Below are 24,371 nucleotides of genomic sequence, written 5' to 3'. Positions count from 1 at the left end.
CTTCTATTCCCCGCGCTCGACCAGGAAGCGGTGGCCCCCGTCGATGCCGATGCTTTCGATCAGGCGATGGCCGTTGTCCTTGCAGAAGGCGGGAATGTCGATCACGGCCAGCGGATCGGTGGTTTCGAGCCACAGGCGTGCTCCCGGCCGCATGCCTGCCAGCCGCTTGCGCGCCTTCAATACCGGCAATGGACAGTTGAGGCCCTTGAGGTCGTAGGTTTCGGCGTCGGCGCTCAACTGCCGAACATCTTGTTCCACATGCGTGTCAGCATGCGCGGACGTTTCGGCTCCGCCGCCAGCGCACTCGCTTCCGGCGCGGCGGCCGCATCCTCGTCCTGCTTTGACGCCTGGGCCACAGCCTTTTGCTTGGCCGCTTTGGCTTCGGCGATCTGCGCCTCCTTCGCGGCCTTGGCTTGCGCGATCTCGGCTTCTTTCGCCGCCTTGGCGGCCGCGATGGCTTGAGCCTTCTCCTGCGCGGCCTTTTCCTTGGCTGCCTTCTCCGCATCGAGCGCGGCCATCTTGCGGCCGACAGCCGAATCGATACGGCCCATTTCGGCGGTCTGGGTCACTTTACCCTTGCCATCGAGCGCCGGCGGCTGAAGCGACACGCGCTCGCCGCGTCCGCGCCTGCGCGACCAGTCAGCCACCAGGCTCGCTTCCTTCATGCCGTCGATCGTGGCGCTCGGCGGGGCGGCCTTCGTGCGCACCGCATCCGCGAAAGCGGCGTCGTATTTCTTGTCGTAGGCCGTCGTCGCCGCCGCCATTGCCGGAGAGCGCGCCATGGCCGGGCAGGCTCCATTCGGCGATGCCGGGAAGCTTTGGCCCTCGGCGGCAATCTCGTTGAAGACGTAGCGGCCTTCGCACACGTCCACCTTCGGCGGCAGATGCGCGACCTCGAACTGGTCGTAGCCTTGTTTCAGCATCTTCCAGAATTCGTAGTTCGGGTCGTTACGGTAGCGCGCCATGTTGGCCGCCGTCATTCGGAACGGAAACGCCTCGAGCTGGAACGCCTCCTGGCCGCCACGGAAGGCGTCGCGCGCGAAGGCGTAGATCTGCGACACCTGCGCGTCGTTCATCGAATAACAGCCCGACGAGGAGCAGGCGCCGTGCACCATCAAATTGGCCCCGGTCCGGTTGTGCGCGCGGTCATAGGCGTTCGGAAAGCCGATGTTGAAGGAGAGGTAGTATTTCGACTGCGGATTCATCTGGCTCGGGCGGACCGTGTAGAACCCTTCCGGCGCCTGGCGATCACCCTCGGTGAATTTCGGGCCGAGCTGTCCCGACCATTTGCAGATCGGATAGGTCGCGATCAGGCCGTAGCCGCCGTCGCCCTTCTGCTTCCAGACCTCGAACTGCCCCTCTTCCTTGAAGAGGCGCACCATGATCGGCGAGGAGGTCGACATGCCCTTCGATTTCATCGAATCGATGAGCTTCTGTGGCAATTCTTTGTTGGCCTTGGGCGCAATATCGTCGATCGAACCGTTGCAGCCTGCCAGAAGCAGGGCGGCAACCAGGAAACCAGCGCTTTTGATACGGGAACTCATCCGAATACTGTCTCGTTCGCAAAAGCCGGATCGCGGCCGGCCGAGATTCAAGCATGAGGCTACGCCGGTTAACCTTGAGAAATCATTACCATGGGATGTCCCGACATTCCCCTCATAGTTGCCCATTGAAGGCAGCGGAGCGGCGATTTTAAGGCATCGCGGCGATTCCACTAGCTTTCGCGCCCGATGAGGACCCACCTCGGACGCGAGGATGGTGCTATCTCCCGATAGACAGATATTTCTGGCGGCGGTGCTCACGATAGTCCCCGTTCACCGCCTTGAGCTCGTCGAAGGCGGCCGCGATCTGCCTGCCCGTCGCCTCTATCGCCCCCTTCGGCTCGCGATGCGCGCCTCCGACGGGCTCCGCGATGATACCGTCGATCACCTTGAGACCGAGAAGATCCTGCGCGGTGATCTTCATATTCGTGGCCGCGTCCCGCGCGCGTGTCGAATCGCGCCAGAGGATCGACGCAGCCCCCTCCGGCGAGATGACCGAATAGATGGAATGCTCCAGCATGTAGACGCGGTTCGCCGTGGCGAGCGCGATCGCACCGCCCGATCCGCCTTCGCCGATGACCACCGAAACCATCGGCACCTTGATGGACAGGCATTTTTCCGTCGAGCGGGCGATCGCCTCGGCCTGGCCGCGCTCCTCCGCGTCGATGCCCGGATAGGCGCCCGCCGTATCGACCAAGGTCACCACCGGCAGGTCGAAGCGGTCGGCAAGGTCCATCAGACGGATCGCCTTGCGGTAGCCTTCCGGCCGGGCCATGCCGAAATTGTGCCTCAGCCGGCTCTTGGTGTCGTTGCCCTTCTCCTGGCCGATCACCGCGACCGGCTCGCCCCGGAAGCGGGCGAAGCCGCCGACGATCGCCTCGTCGTCGCCGAAGGAGCGGTCACCGGCAAGGGCTGTGAAATCGGTGAACAGGCCCTGCACGTAGTCGAGGCAGTGCGGGCGGTCGGGATGGCGCGCGACCTGGGCTTTCTGCCAGGGGTTGAGCGCCTTGTAGGCGTCGCGCAAGGCGTCTCGCGAGCGCTTCTCCAGCCTGGCGATCTCGTCGGCGACATCGACGGCTTCGCCGGTCTCGCTGAGCTTCTTCAACTCGAGGATCTTGCCGTCGAGGTCGCGAACGGGGCCTTCGAAATCGAGATAATTATACATGACTCGCCGGAAACTGGGCCAAACTAGGGGTGTGATGGTCGGCGGGCGGCGTCGACGCCGCCGGAAATCTGCGCCTCAAATAACGTTACGAGCCCGGATCGGCAAGCGGATGATGCCGGCTCACCAGCTCGACCAGCCGCTTTTCGAGCACATGCGTATAGATTTGCGTCGTCGAGATGTCCGAATGGCCGAGCAATTGCTGCACCACGCGCAGATCGGCGCCGTTCTGCAACAGATGGCTGGCGAAGGCATGACGCAGCACATGCGGCGATATCTTCGCCGCCGAGATCCCGGCACGCGCGGCAAGCCCCTTCAGGTCGCGGGCGAAGACCTGGCGCGGCATGAAACCGCCTTCCGAAGCGGCCGGGAAAAGCCATGGGCTTTCGGCCATCGAAGGGTGTTCCTCCCGCTCCTGGAGCCAGGCCTTGAGCGCCTCGCGCGCCTTGCCGGAAAGAGGCACCATCCGTTCCTTGCCGCCCTTGCCGCGCACGATGAAGAAGCGCTCGTCTCGGCGCGCAACGGCGACGGGCAAGGAAACGAGTTCGGATACGCGCAGGCCCGTAGCGTAAAGCAGTTCGATCATCGCCTGCATGCGGATGGCGGAAAGGTGCGGTACCTTGCCAAGGCTTTCGTCGGCGGCCTCGCCGGCCGCACGCTCCAGAAGGCGGCTCACCTCTTCCTCGCCGAGCACCTTGGGCAGCGACTGGTCCTTGCGCGGATTGTCCACCGTCCCGCTCGGATCGTCGGGCCTCAGACCTTCCGAATAGAGGAAGCGATAGAACTGCCGAAGCGCGGAGAGGCGGCGCGCCTGCGAAGAGGCCGCGAAGCCGCGCCTGGCGATATCGTCCATATAGGCACGAAGATCAGCGGACGCGGCACCATCCAGCCCCTGCCCGTTCGCCGCCAGAAACTCCGCCGCGTCTTCGAGATCGCGACGATAGGAGAGAAGCGTATTCTCGGCAGCGCCGCGCTCCGCGCTCATCATTTCAAGGAAAGCCTCGATGCGGGCGCCACCCTTCATTGGCTGGCCTCGCTGGCGGTATCCGGCCCGCGCTTCAGATTGATCTTCTCGACCGGGATGCGGACGGTGATCTCGCCCTCGTTCGGCTTCACGTACCAGACAAGCGCGAACATCCCCGCGTAGAAAAGACCGACGAGAACGGCGATGACGGTGAGGAATCTGAAAAGGGTGGGCATAAACCGGTATCGCCTCCGCCGCTGAGGTCTAGAGCCGGGCCCGAATCCATCGCCTACGCCCTGTCCCCTTATGGGACGGCCGCCGGGCCAATTCAAGGCATCGAGCATAGCGCGAAGCGAAGCCGGTTGAAGGCTTTGCGGTTTGATGGACGTCACCCTTATGAACATGCTTCCCTGCCCTCCGCCCTTCGCACCCCCCTCTGTCCTGCCGGACAGAGGGGCGAAGACAAATGCGGAAAGCGCTGAAATCAGCGGTTTCCGGAGGCCGGCAGGCGCCAGTGTATCCACCTTTTTCCGGCCTTGGATGGTGACTTGAACCCTGCTTAGCGCTTTTTTCGTAGCCTCCGGGTTGTGTCGGCCTCGCTTTCAGCCGAAACCGACCCCGGATCATCAGGAAGGCTGCGGCAGGTGAAAAAGCGCACCGAGAAATACGATGTCGTGGTCGTCGGCGGCGGGGCCGGCGGGCTTGCGGCGGCGGTAGGCGCCGCGCGGAGCGGATGCCGCACACTGCTGGTCGAGCGCTACGGCTTCATGGGCGGCGCGGCAACGAACGCGCAGGTTCTTGCCTATTGCGGTTTCTTCCTTGCCGGACCGGCGCCCGTCCGAAGCGTCGCCGGCGTCGGGCAAGAGGTGCTGCAGGAACTCGGAACCATCGGCATGGACATTGCGCCGATCGTCTCGAAGAGCGGCTACTGGGTCGTGACGCTGGATCCCGAGGCGGTGAAACTGGCCTTCGATCGCGTGGCGCTTCGCTCCGGCGCCGACATCCGTCTCCACACCAGGCTCGTTTCGACGACCGTCGAGGCGGACCGGATCGTCTCGGTCGATCTCCTGGATCATGCAGGCATGACGACGGTCGAGGCATCGGCCTTCGTCGATGCCAGCGGCGAAGCGACACTTTCGGCAGCAGCGGGTGCGGCGCTCAGCCAGGAAGGCGGAGCGGAGGCACATCTCCAGCCGGCCTCCCTGCCGGTTCGCGTCGGCAGTGTCGCGGCCGACGCGACCTTCGACCGGGCTCTGATGGCGGAGATCATCCGCGAGCACAACGCCGCCACCGACAAGCCGATCCTCCGGGAAGACGGCGGCGTCATGGTGCGGCTCTCCGGGACGGAATACTGGTGGACGGCGATCGATCTTTCGACCGACGGCATCACCGGGGAAAGCCTGACCGAAGCCGAGATGTCCGCGCGCGAACTCGCGTGGCGGAATCTCGAGGTGCTGCGCCGCCATCCGGGGTTCGAGAAGGCCCATATCGTGGCTACGGGGCCGCAGATCGGCATTCGCGAGACACGCCGGCCTTTCTCCCGCCGCGACGTCACGGGGGAGGACGTGCTGGCCGGCCGCAGGCGCGACGACGCAATCGCACGGGCGAGTTGGCCGATGGAGGTGCATGAAGCGCCGGGCCGCGCGCGCTTCGTCAATGTCGGTGGAGAAGGCTTCTTCGACGTCCCGAACGGGGCGATCGAAGCGCGCGACATCGCCAATCTGCGCCTCGCCGGCAGGGTGGTCGGCAGTGACCGCCAGGCCTATGGATCCATTCGTGTCATGGGCACGGCCTTCGCGACCGGCCATGCGGCTGGAATATCCGCGGCGCTCGCTTGCGAGGGGGGAGCGGAAACCGAGATTCACCGCCTGCGCAAACTGCTGCTGGAACAGGAAGCGATCCTTTAGCCGAGCCGGGCGCGCTTGACGCAACAGTGCTTTTCATGTCGTTACGCGCCCGAAGGATAGTTAGCGCGCAGCCACGAAGACGACGATGACCGCCACCGCGACAACGGCACATGAGGATGCCGCCATGCTGCTTGACCGCCTTGGCGACCGGTCGATCGTTTTCGTCGGGCTGATGGGCGCGGGAAAGACCGCCATCGGCCGCAAGCTCTCGCAGATGCTCGGCCTGCCTTTCGTCGACAGCGACCATGAGATCGAGGCGGTCTCCCGCATGACGATCGCGGAACTCTTCGAGCAATACGGAGAGGCCGAATTCCGTGCGCTCGAGCAGCGGGTCATCGAGCGCCTCCTGAAGGGTGGTCCGCAGATATTCTCGACCGGCGGCGGCGCCTTCATGAACGAGCAGACCAGACTGGGCATCGCCGCGCGCGGCGTTTCCGTCTGGCTGAAGGCCGATCTCGACCTCCTGATGCAGCGGGTCGCCAAGAAGCCGAGCCGGCCGCTGCTACAGAACCCCGACCCACGCGCGGTGATGGCACGGCTGATGGAACAGCGTTATCCGGTCTATGCCGCCGCCGACATCACGATAAAGACCCGCGACGAGCGCCGGGAAGTGATCGCCGCCGAGGTCGTCGAAGCCTTGAAGGCGAAGCTCATCGCGTCTGAATATGCGTCGGAACGGAACCTTAGATGACGGAAATCACCAAGGTCGAGGTCGGGCTCGGCGAACGTGCCTATGACATCCTGATCGGTCCCGGCCTGGCGGGCCGCGCCGGCGCGGAGATCGCGGCAAGATTGCCCGGCATCCGCGCGGCCGTCGTCACCGACGCGAACGTGGCAGCCCATCACCTCGATACCTTCCTGTCGAGCCTCGGCGCCGCCGGTATCGAGGCCGTCGCGATCACGCTTCCGGCCGGCGAGAAGACCAAGAATTTCGATCATCTGCAGGAAGTCGTGGATTTCATCCTCGCCGCGCGGCTGGAGCGCGGCGACGCGGTGATCGCGCTCGGCGGCGGGGTCATCGGCGACCTTGCCGGCTTTGCTGCCGGTATCGCGCGGCGCGGCATGCGCTTCGTGCAGGTGCCGACCTCGCTTCTGGCGCAGGTGGACTCGTCCGTAGGCGGCAAGACCGGCATCAATACAGGCCGCGGCAAGAACCTCGTCGGCGTCTTCCACCAGCCAAGACTGGTGCTTGCCGATACCGGAATGCTCGATACGCTCCCGGAACGGGAGTTCCGCGCCGGCTATGCCGAGGTCGCCAAATACGGGCTCATCGACCGCCCCGATTTCTTCGCATGGCTCGAAAAGAACTGGCGCGAGGTCTTTTCCGGCGGACCGGCTCGCACCGAGGCCATCGCCGAATCCTGCCGTGCCAAGGCCGAAATGGTGGCCCGCGACGAGTTGGAGAGCGGCGACCGCGCGCTCCTCAATCTCGGCCACACTTTTGGCCACGCGCTGGAGGCCGCCACCGGCTATGACGGCGCCCGCCTCGTCCATGGCGAGGGCGTGGCGATCGGCACAGCGCTCGCGCACCGCTTCTCCACCCGGCTGAACCAGGCGAGCCCCGATGACGCTGCCCGCGTCGAAGCGCATCTGAAAGCGGTCGGCCTGCCGACCCGCATCGCCGACATCCCCGGCTCCCTTCCTGACGCGGCCGGGCTTTTCGACTATATAAAACAGGACAAGAAGGTGAGCCGTGGTGCGCTGACCTTCATCCTGACGCATGGCGTCGGCCAGGCCTTCATCGCACGCGACGTGCCGGCGTCGGAGGTCATGGCCTTTCTGGAGGAGGAAAACCGTCCCGGATGACGACCGCCTTCTGGATCATATGCGGGGCGATCCTGCTCTGCATCGTCATTTCGGGGTTTTTCGCCGGCTCGGAGACGGCGCTGACCGCCGCCTCGCGGGCGCGCATGCATTCGCTGGAGCAGAACGGTTCGGCGAAAGCGCGCATGGTCAACGCCCTTATCGATCATCGCGACCGGCTGATCGGCGCGCTCCTGATCGGCAACAATCTCGCCAACATCCTCGCTTCCTCGCTCGCCACTTCCATCTTCCTCGATCTTTTCGGCGCGCGCGGCGTCGCCTATTCGACGGCGGCGATGACGGTGCTGCTGGTCGTCTTCGCCGAGGTGTTGCCGAAATCCTGGGCGATCTCCGGTCCCGACCGCTTCGCGCTGGCCGTGGCGCCCCTCGTACGCGCCTTCGTTTTCGTCGTCGGCCCGCTCGCGACGCTGGTCAACCGCATCGTCCGCATCGTGCTGCGACTCTTCCGGATCGGCTTGAAGGAGCATCAATCGCTTCTGACGGCGCACGAGGAACTGCGCGGCACGGCGGAAGTGCTGCTGCGCGAGGGCGGCTTCATCAAGCAGGAGCGCGACCGGCTCGGCGGGCTGCTCGATCTCGTCGATCTCGAAGTCTCCGACGTGATGGTCCATCGCACGCGCATGCTGTCGGTCAACGCCGACGAGCCGCCCGACGCGATCGTGCGCGGTATCCTGCAAAGCCCCTATACCCGCGTGCCGATCTGGAAAGGCTCGATCGACAACATCGTCGGCGTCGTTCACGCCAAGGACATGCTCCGCGCGTTGAACGACGCCGGCAACGATCCGGAAAAGATCGACATATTGAAGGTCGCAAGCAGGCCGTGGTTCGTGCCCGACACGACTTCGCTTCAGGACCAGCTCAACGCCTTCCTGCGCCGCAAGTCGCATTTCGCCATCGTCGTCGACGAATATGGCGAGGTGGAAGGCATGGTGACGCTGGAGGACATCATCGAGGAGATCGTCGGCGAGATCGCCGACGAGCACGACATCGAGATGCAAGGCGTCAAGCAGGAAGCCGACGGCTCGGTCGTCGTCGAGGGTTCCGTTCCGATCCGCGACCTCAACCGCGCGCTCGACTGGCACCTGCCCGACGAGGAGGCGACGACCATCGCCGGGCTCGTCATCCACGAGACGCAGACCATCCCCGAGGAGAAGCAGGCCTTCACCTTCCACAACATGCGCTTCATCGTCATGAAGCGCGACAAGAACCGCATCACCAGGCTGAGGATCAAGCCGCTGGTAGAGGCGGCCGCGTCCGGACCCTTGAATTGAACTTGCGCCAGAGCAGTTCGCACCGTTGCCGACTGGCGCAACTGCCATTGACCGACCAAACGCTCAACTGTCCAGCCAGGCAGCGAGGCCATCCAGCGTCTGCAGCCCGTACGCCACAGCGCCGAAGCCGATGACCGCTTGACGCCGCTCGGGGCTGGGGTGGAGTTGGCGCATGGTCAGCACCGTCTTGCCGTCAGCCTGCTCATCGAAGGTCACCGTGACGCGGAAACGGTCGGGGTCGTTGGGGTCGGGCGTTCCATAGTCCATCACGATCCGCTCATTCGGCACGATCTCCAAAAAGCGGATGAGGTTCGGGAAGCGCTGCTCCCGGCCCTCGAATACGCCCACCATGTCGAAGCGCCACACTCCGCCCTCGCGGATATCGGCCTCGTGGTTCTCGATGCCAAGGCCGGCCGGGCCGTACCACTGGGTCAGTGCCTCAGGATCCATCCAGGCGGCAAAAACCTTGTCGCGTGGGTGGTCCAGGAGCTTGACCAGAACGATTTCGCGGTCGAGCGACCAGGTCTCAAACAGGTTCGCCATGTTCTTCCTAATCCTCTTCAATTTTGTCCAGGTAAACTTCCAGCCGATCCAACCGCTCGGCCCAGCGACGGCGCTCCGTTTCCATCCAGTCCGCCGCCTCGACGAAGCGCGCCCGAACCAGTCGGCACCAGCGGCTGCGTCCACGCCTCTCGCTGACGATCAGTCCGCAATCCTCCAGCACCTTGAGATGCTGGGCGAAGGAGGGCAACGCCATGTCGAAAGGCTCGGCCAGCACGCTGACGGGCACCTCGCCCTCAGCCAGCCGCGATACTACCGCGCGGCGGGTCGGATCGCTGAGAGCGTGAAAGGCGAGGTCGAGGGGTGCAGAATGGTAAGGCATATGCCTTACTATAACAAGCGTGGCCGCAGGTCAACAATACTAAGGCACGTACCTTTGTTTTAAGGCCGGTCAATGAGTCGGAAAGCCGGTTGCTCCCCAAAAGCACAAAGCCCCGCAGGCCTCCTTTGGGGTCGAAAAAATGTCCTGCTCGATGATCGGAACGGTCGGCGCGGACGTGTCGATGTATCAGTTCACGACCGGGCGGAAACCCGTCACGAAGCGACCCGCCGGCGCGGTTGCCGGAGATGCTTGACGCCGCGCAGTTCGACGAAATTGGTCGATACTTCCCAGACATGGTCGCCATAGAGGAACGGCTCGAACGGCGCCGCGCCCTCGATCGGCAGCGGCGCGATCTCGGCTTCCGCCGCAGGTTCGTAGAAGAACGGTATGGAGAACCTCTCCCGACCCGGCGAAACGACCCGGTGCAGCGTGGCCCGCACCTGTCCCCCTGTCCAGCGCTCCAGAAGCTTGCCGAAATTGACCGCAAGCGTCCCTTCGACCGGAGGCACGTCGATCCACTCGCCCGAATGTGCCTGCGCCTGCAATCCCTCGACGCCGTCCTGCGCCAGAAGCGTGACGAAGCCTGAATCGACATGCGCCCCGCCGACCAGCGCCCGGCGCTTGCCGGCATGGACGACGAAATGCTCCTCCGGACGCTCTGCCTCCACCTCCGGCAGGAAGGGATAGCGCGCGAGCCTGAGCGTCGAGACGCCACTCTTGAAAGCGGCGTCGAAAACGGTCTCCTTCAAGCCCAGCCCTCGCGCCAGCGAGCGCATGACGGCCGCCCCCGTCTCTTCCATGGCGCGATAATAGGCGGCTGCCAGGTCGCGCCAGCCGGGCACGGCTTCCTCCGGCGGCAGCGGTGTTTCCTCGGAAAGCGGATCGTCGGTGCGAATGCGCGCCGGCCCGTGCGCGAGGTCGGGGCCCATGTCGATGCCTTCCTTCTGCGACAGCGTCCCCTTCTGCAGGGGATACCATCCGCGATAGACGTTCGGCCGCGAATGGTCGAAATTCCAGCGCCACAATCTGTGCTTTTCCTCTTCCGGCAATGAGAAGATGGCGAGCAGCCGACGCCGGTTCTCCGGCGCCAGCATATCCGCCCCGCGAAAGCCGGTGATGGTCATGAAGCCGCTGGTCGAAGCGGCATCCATGACCGCGCGGTCGGCGGCATCCCGTGCGGCCGTCGGCGAGCCGAAGAGTGGAGCGATGTCAATACGCGGTATGATCATTTCCGGGATCCTCGTTCGCCTGATCCTGCATCCGTCCCGGCTTCCCGTGAAGGGCACAGAACCGCCGAGCCTGCGGGCCACGCACCGCGGCGTCGACATTCGGCGTTGACGCGACCGTCGTGGGAATGGTTTCTCTGACGGAAGAAAGATGGCTTGTCCGCAACAGCCGGGCCGCAAGGGAGACGACAGGATGGACCAGAACAGCGACGCGGCGATTTCGGCTACCTACAGCGGCCCGGAGCTTTGTCGTCTGGAGGCGCACGAGGCCGTGGCGCTCCTGAAAAAGGGCGAGGTGTCGCCGGAAGAATTGCTCGACGCAGCCTTCGCCCGCATCGCCGAGGTCGAGCCTACAATCAACGCCATGCCGACGCTCTGCGAGGAACACGCCCGCGCGGCGGTAAAGGAAGTGGCGGCAAACCGCAGCAGGAACGGAAACGAACCAGGCTGGCTCGGCGGCCTGCCGATCGGCATCAAGGATCTGACGCCGGTGAAGGGCGTGCGCACGACTTTCGGTACGCTCGGCTACAAGGATTTTATCCCCGACGCGAGCGACCCGCTGGTGGAAAAACTCGAAGCGCGCGGCGGCATCGTCGTCGGCAAGACCAACACGCCGGAGATGGGCGCCGGCGCCAACACCTTCAACGCCGTCTTCGGCATGACCCGCAACCCATGGGATAACAGCAAAAGCGTCGGCGGCTCGTCCGGCGGCGCGGCAGCGGCGCTTGCAATCGGCGAGACGTGGCTCAGCCACGGCTCCGACCTCGGCGGCTCGCTGCGCACGCCGGCTGCCTATTGCGGCATCGTCGGCCTGCGACCGACGCCGGGCCGCGCCGGCGGCGGCAGCCCGACCAACGCTTTCTCCATGGAAAGCGTGCAGGGACCGATGGCGCGCACGGTGATGGATGTGGCACTTTTCCTCGACGCCATGGCGGGCTTCGATCCGCGCCAGATGCTTTCATTGGAGGCGCCGCGCGAGCCCTTCCAGGAAGCGGTTCGCCGCGCCACGCCCAAGATACGTATCGCCTATGCGCCCGATCAGGGGGGCCTTGCCCCGGTCGAAAAGGAGATCGATGCGGTCATGCGCTCGGCGCTGGTAAAGGCCGGGAAGAACGGGGCTACGGTCGAGGAAGCATGTCCTGACCTTTCCGGCCTCTACGAAACCTATGTGACGCTGCGCGCCATGGTGTGGGGCGCCGGGACGGGCCGCTCGCCCGAACATGTGCGCAAGCATTTCAAGCGCACGCTCGCCGAGAATATCGGCCTCGGTGAGACGCTGACGCCGTCGCGCATCTACGACGCGCAGATCCACCGCTCGGTACTCTACGACAGGATGCGGGCCTTCCTCGAAACCTACGACGTACTCGCCTGCGCCGTCGTCGGACTGGAGCCGACGCTTGTCGAGCAGGAATATCCGAGCGAGGTCGCCGGAAAGCCGGTCGCGGACTATGTCGACTGGCTGCGCTTTTCCTTCCTCGCCACCACGACCGCGCTGCCGGCGCTGTCGCTGCCTGCCGGCTTCACCCGCTCCGGCATGCCGGTCGGGATCCAGTTGATCGGCCCGCCGCGCGGCGAGGCGAAGCTTCTCGCGGTGGCGAAGGCGATCGAGGATGCAGTGGGCTTCCGAGGCAGGGTGCCGATCGATCCGAAGCCGGCGGGGCAGCGCGGATGAGCACAGATGTGCTTCCTTCGATAGCAGGGCAACAGCGCACGCGAGGTTCGACCCCCACTCCGTCCGCTTCGCGGCCACCTCTCCCCCGCTCGACGGGGTAGAGGAAGCGCCGGCCGCACAGCTTGGCTCCTTTCCTCTACCCATGAATATGGGGGAGAGGTGGCCGCGGAGCGGACGGAGTGGGGGAACATCTAGTCAAACAAAAACGCCGCCGAAAATCCTCGGCGGCGCTTTTCGTACGATAAGGAAAATCACCCCTGCGGCTGCGGCTCCATGCCGGGTTCCTCGCCGCCCTTCTTCTTGGACTCCCGGCGGGCGCCGGCCTTGGGAACCGCCGAGCCGCGCGAGGTCGGCGTATCGTCGCCCTGGTCGCGCGAGGGCTTCTGGCCGGCGAGCAATTGCTTGATCTCCTCGCCCGAAAGCGTCTCGTATTCGAGCAGCCCCTCGGCGAGCGCGATCCAGTCCTTCTTCTTCTTCGTCAGGATGGAGCGGGCAGTCTGGTATGCTTCCTCGATCAGCCGACGCACTTCCGCATCGATGATTTCGGCGGTCTCTTCCGAGATGTTCTGCGTGCGCGCCACCGAATGGCCGAGGAACACCTCGTCCTGGTTTTCGCCGTAAGCCACCTGGCCAAGCTTGTCGGAGAAACCCCAGCGAGTCACCATCGCGCGCGCCAGCTTGGTCGCCTGGTCGATGTCGGAGGCGGCGCCCGACGTGATGTTCTCCTTGCCGAACTTGATCTCCTCGGCAACGCGCCCGCCCATCATGATCGCAAGCCGCGAGATCATGTATTTGTAGCTCATCGAGTAGCGGTCGCCCTCAGGCAACTGCATGACCATGCCGAGCGCGCGGCCGCGCGGGATGATGGTCGCCTTGTGCAGCGGGTCCGCCGACGGCACGTTGAGCGCCAGGATGGCGTGGCCGGCCTCGTGATAGGCGGTCAGTTCCTTCTCGGCCTGCGTCATGGCGGTGGAGCGGCGCTCCGCGCCCATCATGACCTTGTCCTTGGCGTCCTCGAACTCGGCCATGGTGACGAGACGCTTGTTGCGCCGCGCAGCCATCAGCGCCGCCTCGTTGACGAGGTTGGCGAGATCGGCGCCGGAGAAACCCGGCGTGCCGCGCGCGATGACCTTGAGATCGACATTCGGCGCCAGCGGCACGTTGCGCACATGCACCTTCAGGATCTTCTCGCGGCCGATGATGTCCGGATTGGGCACCACGACCTGACGGTCGAAGCGGCCGGGACGCAAGAGCGCCGGATCGAGCACGTCGGGCCGGTTGGTCGCGGCGATCAGGATGATGCCCTCGTTCGCCTCGAAGCCGTCCATCTCCACCAGCAACTGGTTCAGCGTCTGCTCGCGCTCGTCATTGCCACCGCCCAAGCCGGCGCCGCGATGGCGGCCGACCGCGTCGATCTCGTCGATGAAGATGATGCAGGGCGCATTCTTCTTCGCCTGGTCGAACATGTCGCGCACGCGGCTTGCGCCGACGCCCACGAACATCTCGACGAAGTCCGAGCCGGAAATGGTGAAGAAGGGCACATTCGCCTCGCCCGCCACCGAGCGCGCGAGAAGCGTCTTGCCGGTGCCGGGAGGGCCGACGAGCAGCACGCCGCGCGGGATCTTGCCGCCGAGCCGCTGGAATTTCTGCGGATCGCGCAGGAACTCGACGATTTCCTCAAGGTCCTCCTTGGCTTCGTCGACGCCCGCGACGTCCTGGAAAGTGATGCGGCCATGCGCCTCGGTGAGCAGCTTGGCCTTGGACTTGCCGAAGCCCATGGCGCGGCCGGAGCCGGACTGCATCTGGCGCATGAAGAATATCCATACGCCCAGGATGAGGATCATCGGCAGCCAGGAGAGCAGGATGGAGAAGAGCGAGGACGAACCGTCGGATTCGGGGCGCGCATGGATGGTGACGCCCTTGTCTTCCAGTTTCTGCACCAGGGCCGAATCGCCCGGAGGTGCGTAGGTCTGGAAGGTCTGGCTGTTATCGGCATAGGTGCCGCTGATGCGCTGGCCGGCGATGGTCACCGACTTGACGTGACCGCCTGAAACGTCGTGCAGGAAGTCCGAATAGGCAACCTGGTTCGACGCGCCGCGCTGCTGCGGCGTCTGGAAGAGGTTGAAGAGCGCGATAAGAAGGACGGCGATGATCGCCCAAAGCGCCAGGTTACGATAGTTCGGATTCATATTGGGTCCCGTGGGTGTCTTGGGAGGAAGCACCCATCCATCCAGAGTGTGCCTCTAACATAGGGATATGGCGATACAATGCCAAGCACATCCCTTCGTTCCCGTTAAGGCTTTCAGTACTCCTCATTGGGCCAGTTCCGAAGTCACCGGCACGGCCGGAAGCGGGGCGCCGCCGGTGAGTTCCGCCACCGCGATGGCAGGGGCCAGATCGAAGCAGGGAAGAAATCGCGCCCAAGGCCCCGCGACCGGCGTTGCCGGTGCATGGCCGAGGCATTCGGCTCCGTGCAACAGGGCCGGTTCGGCGGCAAGCGCGGCGCGAAAAAGAGCGGGCTTGTCGCCATCGTCCGAAGGAGCCCACGCCTCGGCGGCTTCCTTGCCGAAGGGGGCGATCTCGACGTCCTGCGCCATCCCGGCCCCGATACGGTAACGGCCGTCCCAGATTTCGCCGGACCTTGCCACGCCGGCAGGCGGGAGGCCGCGCAATTCACGACGCAGGTAGAGCCCGTCCTCCCGCGCTTCGATGACGCTGCGCGACAAAGTGGCGCGCGCGTTCGGCGTCGAGAGAAGCTGGAGGAGGGCTGCCGTACGCGGCGCATCCGGCAATTGCGGCCGTCCGCCGACGACGGCCAGCAGGATGCGCAGCGCATAGACGGCGGCATCCCTTTCCCCGACGTCTGCGAATCCACGATCCAGCCGATAGAGGCCGGACGAAACCCTCCGCGCATGCAGCCGGATCAACGCCGCCGCGTCCATCCCCACCCTGATGCGCTCCGCCGCCGCATGACGGATTTCATCGATCGATCTTTCATGGGCGCCGGGATTGGACCGATCGGCGAGAAGCGAGCGCACACGAGCCCGCTCGTATTTCGGATCCTTGTTCGAGGGATCCTCGTGCCAGGCAACGCCTCTCGCCCGCAGAAAGGAGCGCAATTCCTCCCGCCGCACGTCGAGCAGGGGACGCGCGATCCACAAGCGGCCGTCATAGAGCGTCGCCGGCGCAATACCGGCAAGGCCGCGGCCGTCGCCACGCCGTTTGCGCATGGCAAATGTTTCGAGTTGATCGTCCAGCGTGTGGCCGGTGAGGATAAGGCCGGCCCCGGCTTCCCTTGCGGCCTCCGCCAGGAGCGCGTAGCGCGCTTCGCGCGCCGCTTGCTGCATCCCGGCCGTGGGCTTTTCCCCCTCCCAGCGCATTGTCCGATGGGAAACGCCGATATCCCCGCAAAGTGCAGCAACCGCGCACGCCTCCGCCGCCGCCTCGGGCCGGATGCCGTGATCGACCGTCACCGCGACAGGCTCGATCCCCGGTTCGTGCCGGGCGAGATGTTCCTTGAGCAGAAACAGAAGCGCAAGCGAGTCGCCTCCGCCGGAAACGGCGGCAACTACCGTACGGCAACCGGAAAAATCGATCCTCGAGAACGAGGCCGCGCGAGCCGCCCTGCCCGGACTGTCTAGCACCCCGCGAGCGCCTCTTCCTGCTTGACGCGGTCCTTGAGCGCTGCCGAAGCGCGCGGATAACGCTCTCCGATCGAGTGATAGGTGCCGCAGGCGACCTCGCGCTGGTTCATCGCGGAAAGCGAAACGCCGAGCTTGAGCAGCATGTCGGGTGCCTTCTTGGATTTCGGGTAGGCCTTGTTGGCGTCGAGGAACACCTGCGCGGCGTCACGATACCTGTCCTGTCCAAGCAACGCCTCGCCAAGCCAGAAATGCGCGTCGGCCGCCCTCTGGTCGTTGGGATAGCGCTTGATGTGCTCGCGGAAGCCTGTTTCCGCCGCCTTGTAGTCTCCCGAAAGGATCAACTGATAGGAGTTGCGATAGAGTTCCTCGGGATCGTCGGTAGCGGGAAGCGCGGCCACCACCGTGCCGTCCCGGCTAGCGCTGCCGGGCGAGGCCGCGCCCGGCGCGATCGTCTCGCCTACGGGATTGCCCTTGGCGTCGAACTTGATCGTGCCGAAATTCCTGGGCGGCGCACCGAGCTTTTCATCATCCGGATTGCCGCTCGCCACGGAACCGCCGGATGTGTCGCCGGACGCATCGATGATGCTTTTGACGTCCCCGCTGGAAGACCCAGCGTCCCGCCCGACGCGGCCGGCATTGGCGCCCGTATCGGAACGGGCGACATCGGTGCCGGCATCCGCGCCGGCGTCCGTGCGCTTCTTCTCGAGCTGCTCGAAGCGGAACTCGTTGTCCTGCTGCTGCTTGCGCATCTGGTCCTGCATCTGGATGATCTGGAAGTTGAGTTCCTCGACCTTCCCGTTCAACTTCCTGACCTGCTCCTGCAGATCGTTGACCTGGGGCTCCACCGCCTGTGCCAGCGTAACGGTGTTTCGTGGGGCCGCGCGCCGAGCCGTCTCCAGTCCCGGAACGTTGAACGCCAGAAGCGTTGACGGCATCTCGGCCGCCGTCCGGCCGGCATTTTCCTGGGCAAGAAGGGGGCTGGCATAGGTCAGCGGCACCAGCACCGCGCAGCCGATTATTGTCTTAAGGTGCATCTGTCTCTCATTGCGCTGTTGCGCGGACGTTCCCCCGCCCGCCATAGGCCCTTATCATGGCCTCCAGTTCGGCCAAAATTTGATAATGCCCGGCCAAACGGAAAAAAGCGGCGCATGGCCGCTTTTTCCCTCGACGAGTGTGGCTTTTTTGCCTCGGATGGGGCGAATCAGCTTCCGGCGCCGTTCAGCACCGTCACCGCGCGGCGATTCTGGTTCCAGCAGGACGGCGCGTCACAGGTCGCGACCGGCCGCTCCTTGCCGTAGGAGATCGTCTTGATGCGGTTGGCACCGACACCGCGCGCTATGAGGAAGTCGCGCGTAGCGGCGGCGCGACGGGCGCCGAGCGCCAGATTGTACTCACGCGTGCCGCGCTCGTCGGCATGGCCCTCGACCGTGATGGCATAGTTGCCGTAGCGGTTCAGCCATTGGGCCTGCTTGGTGAGCGTCGCCTGGGCATCGGCGCGGATCGAGGATGAATCCGTATCGAAGAAGATGCGGTCGCCGACATTCACGGTGAAGTCCTGGCTCGATCCCGGAGTAGCGTTGCCGGCAAGGCCGAGGTCGGCGGCGCTGTTCGGCACCTTCTTGGACGCGCAACCGGCAACCAACAGCGTGGCCACCAGCGCGATTGCGATCGGGTTGAGAATCTGGGCTGCGATACGGCGCATGACCGCCACTCCTTCGCATTTGCGGGGTTTCATTGAGCAATCAGTAACCAAATCGCGGTTAACCGGCGTTCAAGAAACAGGGTTAATCTTTCGTTTCGACCAGATTTTTCAGGCAAGAAGGTTTTTCGGGCACGACCGTCCCGCTGCCGGTCTGGCTGCAACCTATGCGAAAATGCGGCGGAAACGCGGCCATGCATGGATCGTACCCGAAATCCTTCCATCCCTTCTATTCGAGGAGCGGCGACCAGGCGGGGTCCGACGCGAAGTTCGGCGTGGGGACCTCCTGCTCGTTGCGACCCGTCAGGTCGATCGTGTGCAGTTTGGGGCCGGCTGCGCCTGCCGCCGCGCTGAAGAACATCAGGACACGTCCGTTCGGCGCCCAGGTCGGTCCCTCCTCCTGGAAGGCGGAGGACAGGATACGCTCGCCCGAGCCGTCCGCTCGCATGACGCCGATCTGGAATTCGCCGCCGGTCTGCTTGGTGAAGGCGATCAAATCCCCGCGCGGCGACCACACCGGCGTTGAATAGCTGCCGTTACCGAAGGAAATGCGATGCTGGTTGGAGCCGTCGGCGCCCATGACGTAGATCTGCGAGTGCCCCGTGCCGCCGCCACGATCCGAGGTGAAGGTGATCTGGGTTCCGTCGGGCGAATAGGAGGGCGACGTATCGATCGCATCCGCCGTGGTCAGCCGCGTCGTGTTGCGGCTCCTCAGATCCAGGGTGAAGATGTTGGAATTGCCGTCGTCGCGCAACAGGCTCATGATGACTTTCTGGCCGTCGGGCGAGAAGCGCGGGGCGAATGTCATGCCGGGGAAATTGCCGACGAGTTCGCGCTGGCCGGTCTCGATCTGCAGGAGATAGACCCTCGGCTGCCCGCTTTCGTAGGACATGTAGGTGATTTCCTGGCGGTTCGGCGAGAAGCGGGGCGTGATCGCCAGCGCCTTGCCGCTCGACAGGTAGCGCTGGTTGGCGCCGTCCTGGTCCATGATCGCCAGCCGCTTGACGCGATTGTTCTTGGGTCCGGATTCGTCGATATAGACGATGCGCGTATCGAAATAGCCCTTCTCGCCGGTGAGGCGCTCATAGATGGCGTCGGCGATGATGTGGGCGACGCGCCGGACATTGCCCTTGTTGGCGAAATATTGCTGGCCGACGAGTTGCTGCCCGGCGAACACGTCCCAGAGCCGGAACTCGGCCTTCACCCTTCCGTCGACCTCCTGCGTGACCCGGCCCGTCACCAGCGCCTGGGCATTGATGACCTTCCAGTCCTCGAAGCGCGGCGCGGCGTCGGGATTGGAGACCTTCTCGATGAAGGCGGAATGATCGATCGGCGCGAACAGGCCAGAACGCTGCAGATCGGCAGAGACGATATCCGATATCTGCTTGCCCATCGCGTCACCCGACAGGAAGTCGGTGATCGCGATCGGCAGAGGCGCGACATTGCCTTTGTTGACGTCGATCTCGACCAGCGCCCACGCCGGTACCGTTGCCCCGGCAAGGCCGGTTGCGAACGCGATGGCGAGCAGGATGGTCTTGAGAAGATGCTTCATGGATTTCGCCTCTTTGATCTCGATGGCGGAAGGGTCAGAACATATCGCTGGGATCGAAGTGAACGACGACGTTTGCCCAGGTCTGGTATTTGTCGGAAGGCAGGTTGAAACCGCGCTGGTTGCAGATATTGACGGCTCTCAGCGCGCTTTCGTCGGCCTGCCGGCTGCCGGCGCTCTGGACGACCCGCGGCGCGCCTTCCAGATGTCCGTCCGGCGACAGGCTGAACTCGACCGTTACCTTGAGCTGATCGGCGTCCTCGACGCCGGCCGGAATGGTCCAGCATCCGGCGAGTTGGCTGCGCAACGCATCCATCTCGCTTTGAGAAAGCTTATCGCCGCCGGTCGTATGGTCCGCGCCGAGGGAGGCTTCGTCGGTCGAGCGCTTGGCGCCGCCGCCCGACGCCTTTTCCTTGTTGAGCAGCGCCGCCACCTTGTCGAGGCTGAAATCCTTGTCCTCGGACTTCTGGCGCGACGCTTCCTTGACCGCCGGCTTGTCGGAGACCTTGCGGTCCGGCGCCTTGGCCGTCTGCGCCTGCGGCGGTTGCGGGCGCGCCTCGGGAGAGGGCGCCGTTTCCGGCAGTTTCATGGCTTCGGCGTCCGGGTTCTCCGCCACGATCGCCTGCTGCACAGGATCGGGCTTTACCTCCTGCTTCGGCTGCGCTTGGGGCGTGCGCTCGGTCGCCGGCACAGGCTCGGGCTTGGCCTCTGCCTGTTTCGGCGGCTGCTCGACCGGCTTCTCTGCCGGCTTGACCACCGGTTCGGGCGCCGGCGGCGGCTCAGCCGTCTTTTCGACGGGCTTGGGCTTCACCTCAGGCGTCGGCGGATTCTTCATGTCCTGGTTGTTCTCGCCGACCTTCTGGGCATCCTTGACGGGCTCGGGCCGGATGGTCGGCTTCGGCGCGGATTTCTCTTTCTTCGGCGCCTTCTTGTCGCCTTCCTGCACCTGCGTGATCGACTGCACCGGCACGATGTCGACCGGCAGCGCCTCGACATCGCCGACCTCATAGGGCTTCGGCGCCGACAGGGTGAAAAGCCCGAAGGTCAGCACCGCGGCGTGGAGAATGACCGATGTGGTTATCCCCGTCTTCATCGCTTGAGGCCGCTACTTGTCCTGTTCCTGCAGCGTCACCAGCCCGAGATTGCGGTAGCCAGCGGAGGAAATGCGCGCCATGACCTTCATGACCGTGCCGTAGTCTGCATCCTTGTCGCCACGCACATAGATGCGCTCGTCATAACCGGTCTTGGAGATCGCCTCGAGTTTCGCCACGATCTCGTCGACGGGGATTTCGGTCTCCTGCAGGAAAACCTGTCCCTTGTTGTTGATGGAAACGGTGATCGGCTGCGTCTCGGAGTTGAGCGCCTTGGCCTGCGTTTCCGGCAGGTCGATCGGCACGCCGACCGTCAAGAGCGGCGCAGCGACCATGAAGATGATGAGCAGCACCAGCATCACGTCCACAAAGGGAGTGACGTTGATCTCCGCGATCAGGCCGTGATGCCTGCCGCGCCGCCGGTGGCCGCGCCCGCCGCGTCCCTGTGTACCGACTGCCATTCCCATCGATCGATCCTTTGTCGTGCGCCCACGGGGTCTGTTGCCTAGGCGGCGCGCTGGTGCGCCACCTTCTCATCGATCTGTCGCGAGAGTATGGCGGAGAACTCGTCGGAGAAGCCTTCCATGCGCACGCCGAGCTTGGCGGCATCGGAGGAAAGTTTGTTGTAGGCGATGACAGCCGGGATGGCGGCGAGCAGGCCGAACGCCGTCGCGAGCAGCGCCTCGGCGATGCCCGGCGCGACGACCGCGAGGTTGGTGGATTTCGATCCGGCGATCGCCTGGAACGACGTCATGATGCCGACCACCGTGCCGAACAGCCCGATAAAGGGCGCCGAAGAGCCGATCGTGGCGAGGAAGCCGAGCCGGCCTTCCAGATGCTCCATCTCGCGCGTCAGCGCCAGATCCATCGCCTTGTCGATGCGCGATTGCAGCGCGAGCGGCGACTTGGCGCCCTTCTCGAAGCTCTTTTTCCATTCACGCATCGCTGCGATGAAGATCGCGCCCATGCCTGTGGTCTTGCGTTCCGAAAGCGTGCGGTAGAGGTCTTCCAGCGATTGACCCGACCAGAAGATCTGCTCGAAGCGGTTCAGAGAGGCGCGCAGCCGCGTATAGGTGATGACCTTGTCGACGATGATCGCCCAGGTCCAGATCGAGGCGCATAGGAGCCCGATCATGACCAGCTTGACGACCCATCCGGCATGCCAGAACAGGGCCCAGACCGAAACCTCCGTTACGGGCGCGGCAAGCGTAAGGGTGTCCATGTGCAACTCGTCCTTAACGATCGTTCGGCGACACCCTCTCCCATGCGCCGCCCCGAAACAGTTCGCGTCTCGAAAGAATAATGGCGCCTATCCCCGGTCAGCGCCGTGCAACGCCTTCTCCTGGGCAAATTTGGTCAAAGGAAGGCGAGCCGATTCCTTCGTATTTTAACCATACTGTTCATGAAGGCTTATGGTTAAGGATGCGTTAGGACTGAAGCGCAAAGCGTATCCGCGTCTTCAGGACGCAGGCCCTTGCGGCATGAAGGCGTCCACCCATTCCTTGGGGAAGCGGCGCGGCCGGCCGCTCTCGCCGATGATGGCGGCCTCGACCTTGGCGTCGACCAGCGCCGTCTCGCCGCGTCTTATGCGCTGTTCCATGAAGATGCGCGCACCGGAAACATTCGCGGTCTTGGTGTCGATAGTGAGGATGTCGTCGATCCGCGCCGGGGCGTGGAAGACGAGTTCCATCCGCCGCACCACCCAGACCATCTTCTCGCCATGCTTGCCGTCGGCAAGTTCGGTGTGATGGACACCGGCAAGCCGCAGGAAATCCGAGCGCCCCCGTTCGAAGAATTCGAGATAGCGGGCGTGATAGACGACGCCGGAGAAATCCGTGTCGGCGAAATAGACCCGCGCGAGCAGCCGATGGCCGGTCGGCGTCAGTTCGCCCGTGAGGCCGGCGGCCAGCGCTTCGTCCTCATCGGCCATGATCGTTCCTTTCCGCATTCCATTCTGCACCGAACTCGGAGAACACCCCCACTCCGTCCCGCTTCGCGGGCCACCTCTCCCCCTCAAAAGGGGAGAGGAAGGGAACCGGGCCTTGCGGCCGGCGCTTCCTCTCCCCCGTCGATCGGGGGAGAGGTGGCCCGCGAAGCGGGACGGAGTGGGGGCAACGCTATCGCATTATCCTGAGTCGAAATCCCGCTCGGCACGCCCAGGGCTTGCCACCATTGCCGGCGATGTTCAAGAACATGGTAATCCGTGCGCGCCGGATCAGTTCTCTTCCTGGAACAGGTTGATCTGCTGCTGGGCAAGATCCCGCGGCGCCTCCAGCCCCAGATGCCGCCAGGCGTTGCCGGTGAGCATCCGTCCGCGCGGCGTGCGCTGGATAAAGCCCTGCTGGATGAGATAGGGCTCGATGATGTCCTCGATCGCATCCCGGGGTTCGGAAAGCCCGGCGGCGATGGTCTCGACACCTACCGGGCCGCCGCCATAGTTGCGTGCGATCATGGAAAGATAGCGCCGGTCTAGCTGGTCGAGACCCTGCGCGTCGACCTCGAGCCGCGACAGCGCCTCATCGGCAACCGTGCGCGTCACCTGGCTGGCCTCGGCGACAGCGGCGAAATCGCGCACGCGCCGCAAGAGCCGGCCGGCAATGCGCGGTGTACCCCGCGCCCGCCTTGCGATCTCCAGCGCTCCGTCCTCGGCAAGCGGCAGGCCGAGGATGCGTGCGCCTCGGCGTACGATCTCGTTGAGTTCGTCGATCGTATAGAAGTTCAGCCGGATCGGGATGCCGAAACGGTCGCGCAGCGGATTGGTGATAAGCCCCGCGCGCGTCGTTGCGGCGACCAGCGTGAAGGGCGCGAGATCGATCTTGACCGAGCGCGCCGCCGGCCCCTCGCCGATGATGAGGTCGAGCTGGTAGTCCTCCATCGCCGGATAGAGAATTTCCTCGACCGCAGGGTTGAGCCGGTGGATCTCGTCGATGAAGAGCACGTCGCGCTCTTCCAGATTGGTGAGCAGCGCCGCAAGATCGCCCGCCTTAGCGATGACAGGGCCGGAAGTGGAGCGGAAATTGACGCCCATCTCGCGCGCCATGATCTGCGCCAGCGTCGTCTTGCCGAGGCCGGGCGGCCCGACGAAAAGCACGTGGTCGAGCGCCTCGCCCCTGCCCTTCGCCGCCTCAACGAAGACCTTGAGATTGGCGCGCGCCGCCGTCTGGCCGATGAACTCGTCGAGCGTCTGCGGCCGCAGCGAGGCTTCCGCATCCTCACCGCGCTTGTCGGCCGATACGAGACGGGGGGCGAGGGTCAACTGAGAAGTTCCATGGAGGGGATGCTGCTCGCCGCGACCTTGTCGAAAGTGACAGTCGAGGAACACCCGGCCCTTGTAGCACAATGCGCAATCAGATGGCCCGCGATATCCCCTTTCGGGAAACTCGCCAGCAAAGCAGAGAGATATTCCTCGTCCTCAAAGACCACTTCGGCGGCTTCCATCAGAGCCATTATCGCTGTCCGGATGTCTTCGCGTGGATAGCGATATTGCCGGCGCAGCACCCAGATCAATTCCACGGCGACAATCAGGCTGACAAACACCGGATCCGCGGCTGTCCGCGCGCCAAGAAACATCGCGGCTGTATCGAATTGCCGCTGATCGTCGCGAACGATATAACGCAGCAGCACATTCGTATCGACGGCCTTCATTTGCGCTTCCCGCGCATCTCGTTCCATTCTCGAACGATCCGTTCGTCTTCTTCCGCAACGGCTCTGCCGATTGCCTCGTCGAAATCCTCAAGCGTGGCACCTGCCCCTGCGGGCGGCTTGCCCAGCAATCCGGCAAGATCGGCGAGACGTTTGTTTTTCGGCATCGCCACGACTTCGCCGTCGCGAACAGTGACGTAGAAGCGAGTTCCTGCCGCCAGTCCGAGTTGCTCACGGACATCCTTGGGAATCGTCAACTGGCCTTTCGAGGTCATCTTCGTGAAGGCGCCCATTTC

The 24,371-nt window shown here is 64.5% G+C and carries 25 protein-coding genes; 5 read left to right on the top strand and 20 right to left on the bottom strand.

What is annotated here, in order from left to right:
- Positions 1–3: 3 nt before the first annotated feature.
- From RBH77_RS07840 to RBH77_RS07820, 5 genes are all read right to left on the bottom strand, one after another.
- Positions 4–237: a sulfurtransferase TusA family protein gene (locus RBH77_RS07840; protein ID WP_311031576.1), complete on the bottom strand. Its 234-nt coding sequence runs from the start codon at positions 235–237 to the stop codon at positions 4–6.
- Positions 234–1,544, bottom strand: a complete 1,311-nt coding sequence (locus RBH77_RS07835; protein WP_311031575.1) for a murein L,D-transpeptidase family protein — start codon at positions 1,542–1,544, stop codon at positions 234–236. The genes RBH77_RS07840 and RBH77_RS07835 overlap by 4 nt, the downstream gene beginning before the upstream one ends.
- Positions 1,545–1,761: 217 nt before the next feature.
- Positions 1,762–2,706, bottom strand: coding sequence for an acetyl-CoA carboxylase carboxyltransferase subunit alpha (locus RBH77_RS07830; RefSeq protein ID WP_311031574.1), 945 nt, complete (start codon positions 2,704–2,706; stop codon positions 1,762–1,764).
- Positions 2,707–2,791: 85 nt separating this feature from the next.
- On the bottom strand, positions 2,792–3,727 hold the full coding sequence (xerD, locus tag RBH77_RS07825; RefSeq protein ID WP_311031573.1) for a site-specific tyrosine recombinase XerD: 936 nt from the start codon (positions 3,725–3,727) through the stop codon (positions 2,792–2,794).
- Positions 3,724–3,903 (bottom strand): histidine kinase, encoded by a 180-nt coding sequence (locus RBH77_RS07820; RefSeq protein ID WP_311031572.1) that lies wholly within the window; start codon positions 3,901–3,903, stop codon positions 3,724–3,726. The genes xerD and RBH77_RS07820 overlap by 4 nt, the downstream gene beginning before the upstream one ends.
- 408 nt (positions 3,904–4,311) lie before the next feature.
- Here RBH77_RS07820 and RBH77_RS07815 point away from each other — a divergent pair, with 408 nt between their 5' ends.
- The 4 genes from RBH77_RS07815 to RBH77_RS07800 all read left to right on the top strand — a co-directional run bounded on the left by RBH77_RS07815 (position 4,312) and on the right by RBH77_RS07800 (position 8,669).
- Positions 4,312–5,574, top strand: a complete 1,263-nt coding sequence (locus RBH77_RS07815; protein WP_311031571.1) for an FAD-dependent oxidoreductase — start codon at positions 4,312–4,314, stop codon at positions 5,572–5,574.
- A gap of 85 nt (positions 5,575–5,659) precedes the next feature.
- Positions 5,660–6,265 carry a shikimate kinase gene (locus RBH77_RS07810; RefSeq protein WP_311031570.1) on the top strand — a complete coding sequence of 202 codons (606 nt, stop codon included), beginning with the start codon at positions 5,660–5,662 and terminating at the stop codon, positions 6,263–6,265.
- Positions 6,262–7,380 carry a 3-dehydroquinate synthase gene (gene aroB, locus RBH77_RS07805; RefSeq protein WP_311031569.1) on the top strand — a complete coding sequence of 373 codons (1,119 nt, stop codon included), beginning with the start codon at positions 6,262–6,264 and terminating at the stop codon, positions 7,378–7,380. The genes RBH77_RS07810 and aroB overlap by 4 nt, the downstream gene beginning before the upstream one ends.
- Positions 7,377–8,669: an HlyC/CorC family transporter gene (locus tag RBH77_RS07800; protein ID WP_311031568.1), complete on the top strand. Its 1,293-nt coding sequence runs from the start codon at positions 7,377–7,379 to the stop codon at positions 8,667–8,669. The genes aroB and RBH77_RS07800 overlap by 4 nt, the downstream gene beginning before the upstream one ends.
- Before the next feature lie 63 nt (positions 8,670–8,732).
- Here RBH77_RS07800 and RBH77_RS07795 read toward each other — a convergent pair whose 3' ends face one another.
- From RBH77_RS07795 to RBH77_RS07785, 3 genes are all read right to left on the bottom strand, one after another.
- Positions 8,733–9,212 carry an SRPBCC family protein gene (locus tag RBH77_RS07795; protein ID WP_311031567.1) on the bottom strand — a complete coding sequence of 160 codons (480 nt, stop codon included), beginning with the start codon at positions 9,210–9,212 and terminating at the stop codon, positions 8,733–8,735.
- Between the two features lie 7 nt (positions 9,213–9,219).
- The gene (locus RBH77_RS07790) at positions 9,220–9,552 is read right to left on the bottom strand and encodes an ArsR/SmtB family transcription factor (protein WP_311031566.1); all 333 of its coding nucleotides are present in this window, start codon (positions 9,550–9,552) and stop codon (positions 9,220–9,222) included.
- 212 nt (positions 9,553–9,764) lie between these two features.
- Positions 9,765–10,781 carry an isopenicillin N synthase family dioxygenase gene (locus RBH77_RS07785; protein ID WP_311031565.1) on the bottom strand — a complete coding sequence of 339 codons (1,017 nt, stop codon included), beginning with the start codon at positions 10,779–10,781 and terminating at the stop codon, positions 9,765–9,767.
- A 190-nt stretch (positions 10,782–10,971) separates the two neighbouring features.
- Here RBH77_RS07785 and RBH77_RS07780 point away from each other — a divergent pair, with 190 nt between their 5' ends.
- A complete protein-coding gene (locus RBH77_RS07780; RefSeq protein WP_311031564.1) occupies positions 10,972–12,450 on the top strand; it encodes an amidase in 1,479 nt (492 codons plus the stop codon).
- Between the two features lie 251 nt (positions 12,451–12,701).
- On the opposite strand, the gene ftsH is transcribed toward RBH77_RS07780, so the two are convergent.
- The 12 genes from ftsH to RBH77_RS07720 all read right to left on the bottom strand — a co-directional run bounded on the left by ftsH (position 12,702) and on the right by RBH77_RS07720 (position 24,368).
- Entirely contained in the window at positions 12,702–14,639 is a 1,938-nt protein-coding gene (gene ftsH / locus RBH77_RS07775) for an ATP-dependent zinc metalloprotease FtsH (RefSeq protein WP_311031563.1), read from the bottom strand.
- A 123-nt stretch (positions 14,640–14,762) separates the two neighbouring features.
- Positions 14,763–16,094: a tRNA lysidine(34) synthetase TilS gene (tilS, locus tag RBH77_RS07770; RefSeq protein WP_311031562.1), complete on the bottom strand. Its 1,332-nt coding sequence runs from the start codon at positions 16,092–16,094 to the stop codon at positions 14,763–14,765.
- On the bottom strand, positions 16,088–17,128 hold the full coding sequence (gene ybgF, locus RBH77_RS07765; RefSeq protein ID WP_311031561.1) for a tol-pal system protein YbgF: 1,041 nt from the start codon (positions 17,126–17,128) through the stop codon (positions 16,088–16,090). Before ybgF ends, tilS begins: the two co-directional genes overlap by 7 nt.
- 167 nt (positions 17,129–17,295) lie before the next feature.
- Positions 17,296–17,796: a peptidoglycan-associated lipoprotein Pal gene (pal, locus tag RBH77_RS07760; protein WP_311031560.1), complete on the bottom strand. Its 501-nt coding sequence runs from the start codon at positions 17,794–17,796 to the stop codon at positions 17,296–17,298.
- Positions 17,797–18,022: 226 nt separating this feature from the next.
- Positions 18,023–19,345 carry a Tol-Pal system beta propeller repeat protein TolB gene (gene tolB, locus RBH77_RS07755; RefSeq protein ID WP_311031559.1) on the bottom strand — a complete coding sequence of 441 codons (1,323 nt, stop codon included), beginning with the start codon at positions 19,343–19,345 and terminating at the stop codon, positions 18,023–18,025.
- Positions 19,346–19,379: 34 nt separating this feature from the next.
- Positions 19,380–20,435 carry a cell envelope integrity protein TolA gene (tolA, locus tag RBH77_RS07750; RefSeq protein WP_311031558.1) on the bottom strand — a complete coding sequence of 352 codons (1,056 nt, stop codon included), beginning with the start codon at positions 20,433–20,435 and terminating at the stop codon, positions 19,380–19,382.
- A 12-nt stretch (positions 20,436–20,447) separates the two neighbouring features.
- A complete protein-coding gene (tolR, locus tag RBH77_RS07745; protein WP_311031557.1) occupies positions 20,448–20,900 on the bottom strand; it encodes a protein TolR in 453 nt (150 codons plus the stop codon).
- A 38-nt stretch (positions 20,901–20,938) separates the two neighbouring features.
- Positions 20,939–21,655, bottom strand: a complete 717-nt coding sequence (gene tolQ / locus RBH77_RS07740; RefSeq protein WP_311031556.1) for a protein TolQ — start codon at positions 21,653–21,655, stop codon at positions 20,939–20,941.
- 237 nt (positions 21,656–21,892) lie between these two features.
- A complete protein-coding gene (gene ybgC, locus RBH77_RS07735; protein ID WP_311031555.1) occupies positions 21,893–22,363 on the bottom strand; it encodes a tol-pal system-associated acyl-CoA thioesterase in 471 nt (156 codons plus the stop codon).
- 285 nt (positions 22,364–22,648) lie between these two features.
- Positions 22,649–23,689 carry a Holliday junction branch migration DNA helicase RuvB gene (ruvB, locus tag RBH77_RS07730; RefSeq protein WP_311031554.1) on the bottom strand — a complete coding sequence of 347 codons (1,041 nt, stop codon included), beginning with the start codon at positions 23,687–23,689 and terminating at the stop codon, positions 22,649–22,651.
- Positions 23,686–24,078, bottom strand: coding sequence for a type II toxin-antitoxin system VapC family toxin (locus RBH77_RS07725; protein ID WP_311031553.1), 393 nt, complete (start codon positions 24,076–24,078; stop codon positions 23,686–23,688). The genes ruvB and RBH77_RS07725 overlap by 4 nt, the downstream gene beginning before the upstream one ends.
- Positions 24,075–24,368 (bottom strand): AbrB/MazE/SpoVT family DNA-binding domain-containing protein, encoded by a 294-nt coding sequence (locus tag RBH77_RS07720; RefSeq protein WP_311031552.1) that lies wholly within the window; start codon positions 24,366–24,368, stop codon positions 24,075–24,077. Before RBH77_RS07720 ends, RBH77_RS07725 begins: the two co-directional genes overlap by 4 nt.
- Between the last annotated feature and the right edge of the window lie 3 nt (positions 24,369–24,371).

Origin of the sequence: Mesorhizobium koreense (genome assembly GCF_031656215.1) — a bacterium.
Lineage (GTDB): Bacteria > Pseudomonadota > Alphaproteobacteria > Rhizobiales > Rhizobiaceae > Mesorhizobium_L > Mesorhizobium_L koreense.
Note: the sequence above shows the minus strand (reverse complement) of the source record. Positions and strands in the feature narration are given on the sequence as shown.

Coding starts and splice junctions, on each gene's coding strand:
- tolA (WP_311031558.1), bottom strand. CDS start 20,435: ATGAAGACGGGGATAACCACATCGGTCATTCTCCACGCCGCGGTGCTG.
- RBH77_RS07830 (WP_311031574.1), bottom strand. CDS start 2,706: ATGTATAATTATCTCGATTTCGAAGGCCCCGTTCGCGACCTCGACGGC.
- ybgC (WP_311031555.1), bottom strand. CDS start 22,363: ATGGCCGATGAGGACGAAGCGCTGGCCGCCGGCCTCACGGGCGAACTG.
- RBH77_RS07835 (WP_311031575.1), bottom strand. CDS start 1,544: ATGAGTTCCCGTATCAAAAGCGCTGGTTTCCTGGTTGCCGCCCTGCTT.
- ybgF (WP_311031561.1), bottom strand. CDS start 17,128: ATGCACCTTAAGACAATAATCGGCTGCGCGGTGCTGGTGCCGCTGACC.
- RBH77_RS07795 (WP_311031567.1), bottom strand. CDS start 9,212: ATGGCGAACCTGTTTGAGACCTGGTCGCTCGACCGCGAAATCGTTCTG.
- ftsH (WP_311031563.1), bottom strand. CDS start 14,639: ATGAATCCGAACTATCGTAACCTGGCGCTTTGGGCGATCATCGCCGTC.
- RBH77_RS07800 (WP_311031568.1), top strand. CDS start 7,377: ATGACGACCGCCTTCTGGATCATATGCGGGGCGATCCTGCTCTGCATC.
- pal (WP_311031560.1), bottom strand. CDS start 17,796: ATGCGCCGTATCGCAGCCCAGATTCTCAACCCGATCGCAATCGCGCTG.
- aroB (WP_311031569.1), top strand. CDS start 6,262: ATGACGGAAATCACCAAGGTCGAGGTCGGGCTCGGCGAACGTGCCTAT.
- RBH77_RS07780 (WP_311031564.1), top strand. CDS start 10,972: ATGGACCAGAACAGCGACGCGGCGATTTCGGCTACCTACAGCGGCCCG.
- RBH77_RS07720 (WP_311031552.1), bottom strand. CDS start 24,368: ATGGGCGCCTTCACGAAGATGACCTCGAAAGGCCAGTTGACGATTCCC.
- RBH77_RS07785 (WP_311031565.1), bottom strand. CDS start 10,781: ATGATCATACCGCGTATTGACATCGCTCCACTCTTCGGCTCGCCGACG.
- tolB (WP_311031559.1), bottom strand. CDS start 19,345: ATGAAGCATCTTCTCAAGACCATCCTGCTCGCCATCGCGTTCGCAACC.
- xerD (WP_311031573.1), bottom strand. CDS start 3,727: ATGAAGGGTGGCGCCCGCATCGAGGCTTTCCTTGAAATGATGAGCGCG.
- tolQ (WP_311031556.1), bottom strand. CDS start 21,655: ATGGACACCCTTACGCTTGCCGCGCCCGTAACGGAGGTTTCGGTCTGG.
- RBH77_RS07810 (WP_311031570.1), top strand. CDS start 5,660: ATGACCGCCACCGCGACAACGGCACATGAGGATGCCGCCATGCTGCTT.
- RBH77_RS07725 (WP_311031553.1), bottom strand. CDS start 24,078: ATGAAGGCCGTCGATACGAATGTGCTGCTGCGTTATATCGTTCGCGAC.
- RBH77_RS07790 (WP_311031566.1), bottom strand. CDS start 9,552: ATGCCTTACCATTCTGCACCCCTCGACCTCGCCTTTCACGCTCTCAGC.
- tolR (WP_311031557.1), bottom strand. CDS start 20,900: ATGGGAATGGCAGTCGGTACACAGGGACGCGGCGGGCGCGGCCACCGG.
- RBH77_RS07820 (WP_311031572.1), bottom strand. CDS start 3,903: ATGCCCACCCTTTTCAGATTCCTCACCGTCATCGCCGTTCTCGTCGGT.